12 protein-coding genes are annotated in these 12,306 nt (G+C 60.3%); 1 reads left to right on the top strand and 11 read right to left on the bottom strand.

Annotation, left to right across the window (positions count from 1 at the left end):
* Positions 1-11: 11 nt before the first annotated feature.
* The 4 genes from JNO48_05905 to JNO48_05890 form a co-directional block, all read right to left on the bottom strand.
* Positions 12-1,916 (bottom strand): phosphodiester glycosidase family protein, encoded by a 1,905-nt coding sequence (locus JNO48_05905; GenBank protein ID QTE69432.1) that lies wholly within the window; start codon positions 1,914-1,916, stop codon positions 12-14.
* Positions 1,917-1,933: 17 nt separating this feature from the next.
* A complete protein-coding gene (locus tag JNO48_05900; protein ID QTE69431.1) occupies positions 1,934-3,058 on the bottom strand; it encodes a CapA family protein in 1,125 nt (374 codons plus the stop codon).
* A 132-nt stretch (positions 3,059-3,190) separates the two neighbouring features.
* Positions 3,191-4,066, bottom strand: coding sequence for a C40 family peptidase (locus JNO48_05895; GenBank protein ID QTE69430.1), 876 nt, complete (start codon positions 4,064-4,066; stop codon positions 3,191-3,193).
* 135 nt (positions 4,067-4,201) lie between these two features.
* Entirely contained in the window at positions 4,202-4,657 is a 456-nt protein-coding gene (locus JNO48_05890; GenBank protein ID QTE69429.1) for an Hsp20/alpha crystallin family protein, read from the bottom strand.
* 370 nt (positions 4,658-5,027) lie between these two features.
* Here JNO48_05890 and JNO48_05885 point away from each other — a divergent pair, with 370 nt between their 5' ends.
* Complete coding sequence (locus tag JNO48_05885; protein QTE69428.1) at positions 5,028-6,425, top strand: alpha-glucosidase/alpha-galactosidase; 1,398 nt, start codon at positions 5,028-5,030, stop codon at positions 6,423-6,425.
* A gap of 94 nt (positions 6,426-6,519) precedes the next feature.
* On the opposite strand, the gene JNO48_05880 is transcribed toward JNO48_05885, so the two are convergent.
* From JNO48_05880 to JNO48_05850, 7 genes are all read right to left on the bottom strand, one after another.
* Entirely contained in the window at positions 6,520-6,732 is a 213-nt protein-coding gene (locus JNO48_05880; protein ID QTE69427.1) for a DUF1858 domain-containing protein, read from the bottom strand.
* A 138-nt stretch (positions 6,733-6,870) separates the two neighbouring features.
* Entirely contained in the window at positions 6,871-7,470 is a 600-nt protein-coding gene (gene thrH, locus JNO48_05875; GenBank protein ID QTE69426.1) for a bifunctional phosphoserine phosphatase/homoserine phosphotransferase ThrH, read from the bottom strand.
* 27 nt (positions 7,471-7,497) lie between these two features.
* The gene (locus JNO48_05870) at positions 7,498-7,650 is read right to left on the bottom strand and encodes a rubredoxin (GenBank protein QTE69425.1); all 153 of its coding nucleotides are present in this window, start codon (positions 7,648-7,650) and stop codon (positions 7,498-7,500) included.
* A gap of 108 nt (positions 7,651-7,758) precedes the next feature.
* A complete protein-coding gene (locus JNO48_05865; protein QTE69424.1) occupies positions 7,759-8,001 on the bottom strand; it encodes a hypothetical protein in 243 nt (80 codons plus the stop codon).
* A gap of 18 nt (positions 8,002-8,019) precedes the next feature.
* A complete protein-coding gene (locus JNO48_05860) occupies positions 8,020-9,420 on the bottom strand; it encodes a DNA methylase (protein QTE69423.1) in 1,401 nt (466 codons plus the stop codon).
* A 25-nt stretch (positions 9,421-9,445) separates the two neighbouring features.
* Complete coding sequence (locus JNO48_05855) at positions 9,446-10,246, bottom strand: helix-turn-helix domain-containing protein (protein ID QTE69422.1); 801 nt, start codon at positions 10,244-10,246, stop codon at positions 9,446-9,448.
* A gap of 142 nt (positions 10,247-10,388) precedes the next feature.
* Positions 10,389-12,188 (bottom strand): Na/Pi cotransporter family protein, encoded by a 1,800-nt coding sequence (locus JNO48_05850; protein ID QTE69421.1) that lies wholly within the window; start codon positions 12,186-12,188, stop codon positions 10,389-10,391.
* Between the last annotated feature and the right edge of the window lie 118 nt (positions 12,189-12,306).

The raw sequence follows: 12,306 nt of genomic DNA, 5'->3' as shown, positions 1-12,306 counted from the left end.
ATTCCTCCCGGTTACTGTTCCGCTGACGCGAAGTAGATAATATCCCGCAGCTTTCGCTGGGAGGTGCTGCCGTAATTGTTGATCCGTCCCTTGTAGAAGAACAGGGAGGTGGAATCGCCGCCGTCCAGGTTGTAGGCGGTTTCCACACCCAGGGAAGCGACCAGGTCGGCAAACTCCCGCAGCGTCATTCCGGAATTGCCGCGGAAAGGACCGGCGCAGCAAACCATCCGGTAGCTCAGCGGCCCAGTCTGGCAGATGCACATCCGCTGGCGCCGGTCGTTGGCGGACATGTCAATCCACTTCTGCTCGCCTTCGAAGGCGGTGAACGCCTGGCCGTTTTCCACGAGGGCGGGCCCGAAGGAGAACGCCTGCAGGATCCGCTTTCCGCCCACCGTGCCGCCGATGGATCCTTTGACCGGACGGTCCAGGATATGGAAATCCCCGTCCTCGTCAATCACCAGGACATCCATCAGCCGGCTGTCCCAGCGGCCGCCGTCATCCAGGCTGTCCCTGAACAGGACTCCCTGGCGGACGATGTACCCGAGGCCCCGCTTCTCGGCGCTTCCCCAGAAGTCCCCGCTGATCATGACGACCGCGGAGGAACGGTCAAACAGGGTTTCCGCCCGCAGCTCGGCGTTTTCGCTGTCAAACGCGCCGGAGCGGCTGGCGGACATTGTACGGAGCTGGGACGCATCCCGGATTTTCACATCGCTGTACCAGTAGGCGCAGGAACCCGTATTTGCAGAGGTTACCTGCACGGAGATGGTGGAATCCTCATAGGAAAGCGGCGTGGTATAGCCGTCGGCCTTTGGCGCCGGACCAACGGAGAAATCAATGGGCAGCAGGTATCCTTTGTCCGAAAAATCCTGGGGCTGCTGAAGTACCAGCGGTTCTGCTTCCTTCCGGACATCCGCGGCGGCCGCGGCTTCCGCATCGGCGGGATTTTCCGGAACCGGAACAGCGGGCGCCCCGCTGTAGCCGATCTCCGCATTTTCCAGCGGGAAGCTGTCCGCAAAGGGGACATATTCGTAGTGGGGATGCTTGCTGTCTTCGCCGAACATCCGGACGATGGCATCGTAGTGGGGGTGGCGGCGTTCACCGGAGATAAAGCGCCAGGTTCCGGTGGTGGAGTAATGTGTATAGTCGATTTCCGTATCCGGAAGCGCTGCGGCCAGGTCTGCCACCACAGCAGAATCCGGTTTCACGTTGTATTTCTGGCTGGCAAACATCCACAGGCGTTTCAGCGCGGCCAGGGATTTGATCGGGGTGTAATCCTGCACATGGTTGAAGCAGATGTTCAGATCCAGCAGGTGGGACAGCCCGGAGAGCGGGGACAGGTCCTGGATGTCGTTCTTGAACAGTTCGGCGTATTCCAGGTCCTTCAGGGACCCGACCGGGGTGATATCCGTCACATGGTTGCAGGCAACGATCAGCACCCGAAGGTTCGGCAGGCTGTAAAGGAAATCCAGGCTGGTGACATTGTTGTGACCGATATCGAGCGCCAGCAGGTTCCAGCAGTACTTCAGGATTTCAAAGTCCGCGCTGCTGTGCTGGAGGCTGGCGTTGTTGTGGAGCGTGGACCAGGAGGTATAATCGGTCCGGATCAGGTGCTCATGGTCGGGGCTTTTGATGACCAGCGTCCATCCCCACTGGATATCCGGGAAGCGGGAGGCCAGCAAGTCACAGTGCTCCCGGTCCATTTTGGTCTGCCACATATCGACCCGGCGCAGGTCCGGCATCTGCTCCAGGAAACCGATCAGTCCGTCAAAATCCCGGACCACCAGGTCCCCCAGGTCGATGTATTCCGCGTCTTCAGGATAGCTTTTCCCCTCGTAGGCGACATCTGCCGTCACGACCGCAGGGAAAAGCAGCAGGATCACGAGGCAGCACCATAACCATTTGCGTTTCAATGTCACTGATCTCACTTTCTGTATCAATTGGCGTCCCGGGACGGGACAGGTGATCCGGCATCCAGGTAAGGGAGGCGGATCACGCTGTATCCATCCTCCTCCGTAAGCTCCGGGAGCGGGAAGGCGGTGTCGTACTGCACCGCGCGGTATACCGGCTCCGCGTCTTCCCCGCAGACCGGAACAGGCTGGAAATTGTTGTGGGGCGCGTCACTGCTGGTATACGCAGGAATCAAATCAACTGCCTGCCCCAGGAAGACCCCGTCATCGGAAAAGTCCAGGCGGACCCGCGCAATCAGCGAGTACAGGGAGGAAACCTCCCAGGTGTGGTAGGGCTTGGTACGGATCTCGCTGTTGCCGCCGAACACGAAGTTCCCGAGGGAGTAGAGCATGGTGCGGTTTTCATAAACCGCAGCGCCCTGCACCACATGGGGGTGATGCATGATAATCAGGTCTGCTCCGTTGTCGATGAAGGATTTTCCGATTTTTTCCTGCGTGACTGTATGGCAGGCGTCATACTCGGAACCGCTGTGGAACAGCACGATGACGGCATCGGCCTCCCCGTCCTGCTTCACGCGCCGGATCTCGTTCCGCAGCCAGTTCAGGTCATTCTGGAACGTCGGTTCCTGGAAGCTGTTGACCGCATAGAAGGCAACCCGGATTCCGTCCTTTTCCAGGAGGTACGGGGTTCGCGCCCGGAACCAGGCAATCCCGCCTTCGGACAGGATGCGCTGCGTATCCTCCAGGCCGCGGGTTCCATAGTCCCCGGTGTGGTTGTTGGCCAGCCCGGCGGCCTCCACGGAGGCGCCGGACAGGATTTTTACAAATTCTGCCGGGCCGCGGAAACGATAGGTTTTCGCGGTATTTTCCCCGGAGGCGGAATCCGACAGGACCCCCTCCAGGTTGACGACGGTCAGGTCATCCGCCTCAAACAGGAAACGGACTTTTTCAAAGGGGTAGGAGAGACCTTCCCGCCCGACCACCGAATCGAAGGAATTATCATTGACCCGCTTCGCTTCCTCACTGCCCAGGGTACAGTCCCCGGTGAACGTCAGGAGGACGGACCGGTCCGCAGACGCCCCGGCCGGCATTCCGGAAAACACCGAAACAAGGAACAGGACAGACAGCAGTTGCGCGAGCCGTTGCTTCATTTTTCCACTCCATCGGTTATTCTGTGCGGGAAAGCCCCGCTTTCCCAAAAAACAGATCGCTTCATTATATTGAATGAAACAACGGATGTCAACGCCGCGCCCGGCGGAGGGCCGCGTGCGGCCGTGCCGGATTTACCGGACCGGCGGTCGGTACCAGCAGTACCGGAACACGGTTTCCCAGAGGAAAACCGGGAGCCAGGTGCCGTCCGGGAGCATGAAGTAGCGGGTATCCTGGTTCTGCTGGTGGACGGTATACGGAACCGCCGACGCATCCCGGCAGACCAGGGAGACGCATACGCCGCCATCCGTCACGGTGGTTCCCCGGTATTTCGGAAGCCCGTTGGCAATCAGGTCCGCAAAGCGGTCGGAAATCTGGGCGTTGACCGTGCTGTTGATGATCAGCGGTTCATCCAGGAGCTCCGCCAGTTCCGGAACGTCCTCCTCCGTATAGCCATACATGCGCAGCGTACCGATATAGATGCCGATATGGCGTCCCGGGTGCTCCACCAGCATCAGGTCCCCGGGGCGGAGCGCCTTCTTCAGGGCGGCGAAATCCGCCTCTGGCGTCAAGGCACTGTCCATCACATGGTGATCCCGGTCCCAGAACATCATATCCATGGTGTCCATTTTATACCCGAAGGTTTCCTGCCATACCCAGGCCACATAGCCGTAGCAGTCATAGCCGTACAGGTAGTTCAGCCCCTTCCGGTAATAGGCCGGGCTGCTGGACCAGGCGGGCAGGACGACATAATCCGGCTCTTTGGCGAAAACGTGGCTGGCAGTCCGGCCGCCCCACAGATAGGGAACGCCGAGGGGCATCCGGGCCCGGACAGACGCACCGGTGGCGCTGTTGTACCGCGCAATGAACGGGTTCCCCTCCTCCAGCAGGGAGAAGGCATGATCCAGCATCGGAAGGGCGGACAGCCCCTGTTCCGCCCGCACGGCTGCGGCGGGGAGCAGTATGGCACACAGGAGCAGGACTGCCGCCCGCATCAGGGCCCTGCGCACCGGGACCACCTCCGTTCCGTTTTCCGGTTTCTGACGGATTCTATTTTACAACGATGGTTTCCGATCCGCAACCGGCCGGGATTCCGGGCCAAAAGAAAAACGGCCGCGCTTTCGCGCGGCCGCATCCGGAAGGGGTTATCCTTCGATCAGGATGGTCTTCTTTTCCGGAACCTTCGGGGCTTCCTTCTTCGGGAAGCTCAGGCTCAGCACGCCATTTTCGTACTTCGCTTTGATGTCCTCTTCCGTCACATGCTCACCCACATAGAAGCTGCGGGACATGGTGCCGGAATACCGCTCCTGGCGGATGACCCGGCCCTTCTTCTCTTCCTTGTTCTCCAGGGCCTTTTCCGTGGAGATGGTCAGGTAGCCGTTTTCCAGGTCCAGGTGGATTTCTTCCTTCTTGAACCCAGGCAGGTCGATGTCCAGCTCATAGCCGGTGTCTGTTTCCTTCACATCCGTCTTCATCATCCGCTGGGCGTTCTTGCCGTAGAGCATATGCTCCGGACGGGCAAAGCCGCGGAAGAAATCACGGTCGAAGTCGTTGAACACATCCATCATATTTTCACCGAAAACAGCAGGCAGAATACTCATAATGAACCCTCCATTCATTGCCGCCCCCGGGGCCTTCCGGCCGCGGGGAGAGCTTTCATGCGGTCACTGGCCGCCCCGTTCTCCCGAACGCTGATTATAGTATAATCAAAAGTCAAAGAAAGTCAAAGTAAGGAAAAGTCAAAGTAGGTCAAACACCGGCGGGATCCGCCAATTATATATAAAAATCTCGCAAAAACGAAGCAAATCAACGAATTTCTCACTTTTTCAAATCCGCGAAAAAAGGGCGAAGGCGGCGCCGGTTCCGACCAAAATGGAAGAAAATGACCGGTTCCGGCCGGAAAGTGCCGTCTTGCCGGGCGGATGGGGAAGTGATAAAATAAGCATCATCAAACCGAAGGAGAAAATTCATATGCAGATGACCGGAGCGGAAAAGGCAAAAAACCTGAAGATTGCCTATATCGGCGGCGGGTCCCGCGGATGGGCATGGGGATTCATGAAGGACCTGGCTATGGACGGAGATATGTGCGGCACGATCCGCCTGTATGATATTGACCGCAGCGCCGCGGAACGGAACCGGATCATCGGCGGAAAGATCAGCGCCCATCCGAAGGCGGTTTCCCGCTGGGAATACGAAGTCAGCGATTCCCTGCAGGAAGCACTGACCGGCGTGGATTTTGTGGTGATCTCGATCCTGCCCGCCACCTTTGAGGAAATGCGGTCAGACGTGCACCTGCCGGAGCGGGTGGGCGTCTACCAGCCGGTGGGCGATACGGTCGGCCCCGGCGGCTTTATGCGGGCGATGCGGACCATCCCGATGTATGTGGAGATTGCGGAAGCGATCCGGGATTATGCGCCGGATGCGTGGGTGATCAATTATACCAATCCGATGTCGCTGTGCGTGCGGACGCTGTATGAGGTGTTCCCGGAGGTCAAGGCGTTCGGCTGCTGCCATGAGGTATTCGGCACCCAGAAGCTGCTGTGCTCCATGCTGAAAACCGAAGAGGGGATTCCGGATGTTACCCGGCAGGAGCTGTATACGACCGTGACCGGAATCAACCACTTTACCTGGCTGACCCGCGCTTCCTGGCGCGGAACCGACCTGATGCCGCTGTATGCCCGGTTCGCGGAGAAGTATGCGGAAACCGGCTATGACGAGGGCGGGGACACGAACTGGATGAACAATCATTTCCGGTGCGCCCAGCGGGTGAAGCTGGACCTGTTCCGGAAATACGGCGCGATTGCCGCGGCGGGAGACCGCCACCTGGCCGAGTTTACGGCGCCCTGGTATACCCGGGACCCGGAAACCGTACGGGAATGGATGTTCAGCCTGACGCCGGTGGACTGGCGGGTCCAGGATCTGCAGAACCGGCTGAAGAAGTCCGATGACCTGATCAGCGGGGAGGCGGAAATTGAACTGACCGGTTCCGGTGAGGAAGGCCACCTGCTGCTGAAGGCCCTGCTGGGACTGGGCGACCTGGTATCCAACGTCAATGTGCCCAACCGGGGACAGATTCCCAACCTGCCGATGGGCGCTGTGGTGGAAACCAATGCCCTCTTCGGGCTGAACCGGATCGAACCGGTCTGTGCCGGACCGGTACCGGCCCCGATCCTGCCGCTGATTGCCCGGCATGTCTACAACCAGGAGAACACGCTGAAGACGGCGCTGCACTGCGACCGGAAGCTGGGCTTTACCACGTTTATGAATGATCCCATGATGGGCTTCGTCACGCCCCGTGACGGGCAGAGCCTGTTCAACGATATGCTGGAGAACCAGCGGGCGTACCTGCCGGAAGCCTGGTTCGCCTGAGACGGTGCGGAAGCACCGGAAGAAGGCCGGAAAAACCGGTCATATCAAAAGCGCGCGGTTCATGCGAACCGCGCGCTTTTGCTGGTTTCCGGTGTTACTTGTTCTCCGCGATCTTCTCGTTGATGGCGTTGATGATTTCCTCCGCGTTAAAGCCATGGACCGCGCAGGCATCCGCCAGTGACTCATTCCGGGAAGCCGGGCAGCCCAGGCAGTGCATGCCGATGGACAGCAGGATTTCGATGGCTTCGGGATACCGGGAGACCACTTCACCAACCAGCGTTTCGCCGGTAACATACGTTTCGTTCATGATCAGAACCTCCGTTCGTCATTTTGGACGACGACATCATACCATCCCGCCGCAGAAAAAACAAGCTTGCCGCAGAAAAAACATGAAATCCCCGGGCGGCCCAGCCGCCCGGGGAAGAAAGCCGTATCCTGTATGGATTTACAGCGCGCCGCGGATCAGGGTGAGCAGGTCCGCGTAGGTTTCGCAGGCCGGAAGCTCCGGATGGTCCTTCTTGATCTGCTCGGTGGAGCGGAAAAGGAATCCGGCCTTGCTGGCCTGGATCATACCCAGATCGTTGTAGCTGTCCCCGGCCGCGATGGTATCGAAGCCGATGCTCTGCAGCGCTTTCACGGTGGAGAGCTTGCTCTGCGCGGTCCGGATGCGGTACCCGGTGATCATGCCGTCTTCCCCGACTTCCAGCTCATTGCAGAAAATGGTGGGCCGGCCGAGTTTTTCCATCAGCGGGGCGGCAAACTGGGTGAAGGTGTCGGACAGGATGATCGCCTGGGTTTCGGAACGCAGGGTATCCAGGAAATCCTTCGCGCCGGGCATGGGATCGATGGTCGCGATGGTGCGCTGGATATCCTTCAGCCCCAGCCCGTGCTCCCGCAGGATGCCGAGGCGCCAGCGCATCAGCTTGTCGTAATCCGGCTCGTCCCGGGTGGTGCGGCGCAGTTCGGGGATGCCGCTGGCTTCGGAAAACGCGATCCAGATCTCGGGGACCAGAACCCCTTCCAGATCCAGGCATACGATGTTCATACAGGTTCCTCTTTTCTCGGATCAGAATCAGGCAGGGGTAAACGCGTCCTTGCCCAGGCCGCAGACCGGGCAGACCCAGTCTTCCGGGATATCCTCGAAAGCTGTGCCGGGAGCGATGCCGCCTTCCGGATCGCCGACTTCGGGATCATACACGTAACCGCAGGGACATTCATACTTCATGGGAACAACCTCCTTTATCCGGACGGGCGCAGCCCGTCCCCGTTTGTATCCATCATAAACAAGGAGATCGGGTTCGTCAAGCATATCTTCCGCAATTTCAGCGCCCGGTCAGCGGCCGGCTTTTTCCATGGCCCGGACCAGGGTGTCATCCCGGGTGCGGATCCGGTCCGAGAAGCCCTCCAGCGCGTCAAACGGCGCGAAAATCTTCGCGCGGCGGCCGCGCTCCATCTGCGGATGGAGAAGCGCGAAGCGGCCGTCCGTGTGAGCCGGGCAGCCCCGTGCCCGCACCCGGCTGTACGGCCCGGAGACGGGAATCAGCCGGAGGTCCCAGTTGGGGATCGAATCACGCATGGCAGCCGCCTTTCCTTTCTATGCCCGGTGGCCGCCGATCTGCCGGTTCCGTTCCATGGCGGTGGCACCCTCGAGCAGGTTCATCCCCCTGAAGAGGATATTCCGTCCGTATTTCTTCCGCAGGGCCAGCATGGCATACTGCAGGTGAAGCTCCCGTTCCCGGGCGGTATAGTCCGTGAACAGGTCCAGCTGGGCGGCGGTGGATTCATTCCGGACCTCATCGGCACAGATGCCGATCCGGCGGACCAGCAGCATGGGCGGGACGAGACGGCGGAAAGAATCGGCGGCCGCATTCCGGATTTCCCGGGGACTGCTGGTGGAAACCGGGAAGCGGATCGTACCGCCGGTATGGGCCGGATGCAGGCGCCCGTAAAAGTCCACGCAGACCGGACCGGTATAGTCCGGACAGGCTTCCAGGCTGGCCGGGTCAAAGCTGACCCACCAGGTGACGGCAGCGGTCTGCAGGCGTTTGTCCACCAGGTCCGCGGCAAGCCCGTCCGCCATTTCCCCGAAGACCACCAGCGCCTCATCATACCGGTAGGGGCGGGGCAGTACCTGCCCGGCGGACAGGCTGTGGGAGGCGGACCGGTAGGATTTGATATCCTTCATCCGCGTCGGCTCGATGCCCCACGCGTGGTCGATCAGCAGCTCCGCGTTGACACCGAACAGCCGGTACAGCAGCTCTTCGTTGGACTGGGAAACCGCGGCAATATCCCCCATGGTACGCATTCCGTGGGTCGTCAGCCGGCGGGCCGTCCCCGGGCCGACCTGCCAGAAATCCGTCAGCGGGCGGTGGGACCAGAGCAGCGACCGGTAATCCTCCTCATCCAGCTCGGCGATGCGGACGCCGTCCGGGTCCGGAATGGATTTTTTGGCCACGATATCCATGGCGATCTTGGCCAGGTACAGGTTGGAGCCGATCCCGACCGTTGCGGTGATTCCGGTGGATTTCAGCACATCCCGGACCATGGCCATGGCCAGGAAACGGGCCGGGGAAACATTTTCAGCCAGCGCCGCATCGCGGTACAGGTGCAGGTAGGGCGTCACATCCAGGAAGCATTCATCGATGGAGTAGACATGGATATCCTCTTCGGCAATGTACTTCCGGTAGACGGCATAGATCTCGGAGGAAACCCGGATATATTCCGCCATCCGCGGGGTGGCGGTGATATAGTCCACATGGGTATGGGCGGCGGCCTCATACAGGCGGATGGCCTGCTTCGCCTCAAAAAGGCGCGGCCGGCTGGATACGCCGATCGCCTTCAGGGCCGGGGAGACCGCCAGGCAGATGGTTTTGTCCGTGCGGGAGGCATCGGCCACCAGGAGGCGGGCCTTCAGGGGATCCAGTCCCCGGGCGACGCATTCCACCGATGCGTAGAAGGATTTCAGGTCAATGCAGATACAGGACCGGTCCGGCATACGCACGCCCCCGTTTCCGGCCGGGTCAGCCATTCAGCACCCGGCCGACAATCCGGAATTCGGACTCGGCGGGAACGGGCTTCGGGGCGTAGTTTCCATTGCAGGAAACCAGGACCGGCTGGGGATGGAGGATGCCGCTGCTGTCCGTGAAGGCGTCCCGGTCGGCAGGCGCGGGATCCTGCTCGCTGTAAACCTTGATGTATCCTTCCCCGTCCAGGATGAAGAGGCCGACTTCCCCGGGGCGGAGGCCGGCGCATTTCCGGATCCAGGCATACTGCCCGTCCGACAGGACCGGCTCCATGCTGTCCCCGTGGACACGGACGGCGAAGTCCGCCCCTTCCGGCACGGACGCGGAGGGAAAGGACACCCGCTCAAACTCGTTGTTGTCCAGCGCCTCGCCGAAGCCGGCGGAAGCGGGAATCAGGCTGACGTCCATCTCCACCAGCGGGGCGGGGTGCGCGGGAAGCACCCGGTACCGGCGGCGGCTTTCCAGCCAGCTCCGGAATTCGGCCAGCAGGGCCTGCCCCTCCGGATTCAGCGCGGGATCCGGCAGGAAGGAAGGATCGCCGAAGGCGTCCGCCCAAGCGGAGAAATCCAGCGCGTGGCACAGCGCAAACAGCTGGTAGGCGCTGGGGACCGAATCCCCCTTTTCCCATTTGCTGACGGCGGCGGTCTGCACCCGGACGCCGAACGGGGCCAGCGCGGCCGCCAGCTGCCCCTGCGTCATTCCCCGGCTGCGGCGGAGCTCCGCCAGGCGGGCTCCCACCAGGTTCCGGGCGCGGGCGGATTCCGCGTCAAACTCCGGAGAAGAAAAACGGCCGGCCATGAAAATACCCCCTTCCATATATCCGAACCCATAAAAAAACGTTTTCCGGCCTGAGTATAAGCCGGAAAACGGGGAATGTCAATGAAAAATTATCGTAATCAGATAAAACATTCAATTCATTATCTTAAAAAGATAAAACTGCTTACTCCGCGTCGTCCTGCAGGAGATCCTGGTCCTTCTTTTTGATGTACTTCGCGGCGAAGCTGTTGAAGTACTCCTCGAAATGGTGCGGATGGTCCTGGTGCATGACTTCGGACATCTCGTGGACATCCAGCGCGTTGTCCACCAGTTCCACCAGCACGATGGCGATGTTGGAGCAGTGGTCGGACACCCGCTCGAAATCGGAAACCAGGTCATTGAAGACATAGCCGTTTACGATGGTGCACTTGCCCTTCTGCAGGCGCATGGTGTGGCGCTCCCGCATCCGGCGGCAGATCCGGTCAATGACCTGCTCGAGGGGCTCCACCTGGTAGGCGGCTTCCGTATCATCCGCCAGGAAGCTGTCGATGGTCAGGTCCAGGATCTGGGTGATGGCTTCGGTCAGGTTGGCCATTTCCTTTTCGCCCTTGTCGGAGAAGGAGATCTTTTTCTCATAGATCTCTTCCGCCCGCTCCGCGACGTTCAGGGCGTGGTCGCTGATCCGCTCCAGGTCGGTGATGGCGCGCAGGTACTGGCTGACGGACCGGTTCTGGGTCTCAGTCATTTCCTGGCCGGTCAGGCGCATCAGGTAGCTGCCGATTTTGTCCTCATACCGGTCGACGATTCCCTCCAGTTCACGAACCTCCTCCAGCTTTTTCGGGGAGAAGTCGGACAGCAGGGCGATGGCATCCTGCATGGACTGCCGGGTCAGCTCGGCCATCTTGTTGATGGTCAGCCGGGTCTGTTCCACGGCCAGGGTGGGATAGGCCAGGAAGCGTTCCTCCAGGCGTTTCATATCCTCTGTCTGGGCGGATTCCGACGGATCGTCCGGGATCAGGCGGACCATCAGCTTCTCAAACAGGGGAATGAACGGCGCCAGCACCACCACGGTGGAAACCCGGAACAGGGTGTTCAGCAGCGCGATGGAGAACATGTTCATCGTCATGTTCATGAAGGAGAACTGCAGGAACGCGTGGAGAATGTAGAACACCGCGGCGAACAGGATCGTGCGGATGATTTCAATGACCAGGTAGGAGAACGCCGCGCGGCGGCCGTCCCGGGAAGAACCCGCGCCGGAGATCAGCACCGGGATGGAAGCGCCGACCGCAATACCCATGATGATGGGCAGCGCCTGGTCAAATGAGATCAGGCCCGTGGCGGACAGCGCCTGCAGGATACCGACCGAGGCGGAGGCACTCTGCAGGATCGCGGTGAACACAAAGCCGGCCAGGATTCCCAGGAGGGGATTGCTGAAGCTGGTGAGGAACGCGGTGAACGCGGGATCGGACCGCAGGCCGGATACCGAGCGGCTCATGGTCTGCATGCCGAACATCAGCACGGCAAAGCCCATCAGGATATCCGCGATATGCTGCATGGATTTCTTTTTGGAAATCATGCGGATCAGGATGCCGGCCACGGCAATCATCGCGCTCAGGCTTTCTGTGGAGAGCAGCTTCAGCGCCGCGGAAGCGCCGTCCCCGCCGACCGAGGAAAGGCAGATGACCCAGCCGGTAATGCTGGTGCCGATGATTGCGCCCATGATAATGGAAATCGCCTGCCGCAGGCGCATCATGGAGGAGTTGACAAAACCGACCACCATGACGCTGGTTGCGGAAGACGACTGAATGACCGCGGTAACGCCCGTACCAAGCAAAATGCCCTTGAGCGGTGTGTTGGAAAGCCGGTACAGAATCAGCTCGAGCTTATTGCCCGCGACCTTTTTCAGACCGTCACCCATCAGCGACATTCCGAAGAGGAACATCGCCACTCCGCCCAGGAGCAACACAATACTTGAAATGTCCATATTCCCTCCGTGGCGCGTTTCCATCCCGGCGTCCCCTTGAACGCCCGCGCCGTCCCAAACGTTATTTCATGGGCATTATAGCATACGGACAGGAGGCGCGCAACGGCATTTTACCATC

This window comes from Clostridiales bacterium (assembly GCA_017569285.1).
In the GTDB taxonomy this organism is placed as follows: Bacteria; Bacillota; Clostridia; order Christensenellales; family Aristaeellaceae; genus Aristaeella.
This window is presented reverse-complemented; position numbering and strand designations above follow the sequence as displayed.

Bases quoted from the DNA above. Each gene is read 5' to 3' on its own strand.
- JNO48_05860 (QTE69423.1), bottom strand. From the start codon at position 9,420: ATGCCGGACCGGTCCTGTATCTGCATTGACCTGAAATCCTTCTACGCA.
- JNO48_05865 (QTE69424.1), bottom strand. From the start codon at position 8,001: ATGCGTGATTCGATCCCCAACTGGGACCTCCGGCTGATTCCCGTCTCC.
- JNO48_05885 (QTE69428.1), top strand. From the start codon at position 5,028: ATGCAGATGACCGGAGCGGAAAAGGCAAAAAACCTGAAGATTGCCTAT.
- JNO48_05870 (QTE69425.1), bottom strand. From the start codon at position 7,650: ATGAAGTATGAATGTCCCTGCGGTTACGTGTATGATCCCGAAGTCGGC.
- JNO48_05850 (QTE69421.1), bottom strand. From the start codon at position 12,188: ATGGACATTTCAAGTATTGTGTTGCTCCTGGGCGGAGTGGCGATGTTC.
- JNO48_05855 (QTE69422.1), bottom strand. From the start codon at position 10,246: ATGGCCGGCCGTTTTTCTTCTCCGGAGTTTGACGCGGAATCCGCCCGC.
- JNO48_05880 (QTE69427.1), bottom strand. From the start codon at position 6,732: ATGAACGAAACGTATGTTACCGGCGAAACGCTGGTTGGTGAAGTGGTC.
- JNO48_05900 (QTE69431.1), bottom strand. From the start codon at position 3,058: ATGAAGCAACGGCTCGCGCAACTGCTGTCTGTCCTGTTCCTTGTTTCG.
- thrH (QTE69426.1), bottom strand. From the start codon at position 7,470: ATGAACATCGTATGCCTGGATCTGGAAGGGGTTCTGGTCCCCGAGATC.
- JNO48_05890 (QTE69429.1), bottom strand. From the start codon at position 4,657: ATGAGTATTCTGCCTGCTGTTTTCGGTGAAAATATGATGGATGTGTTC.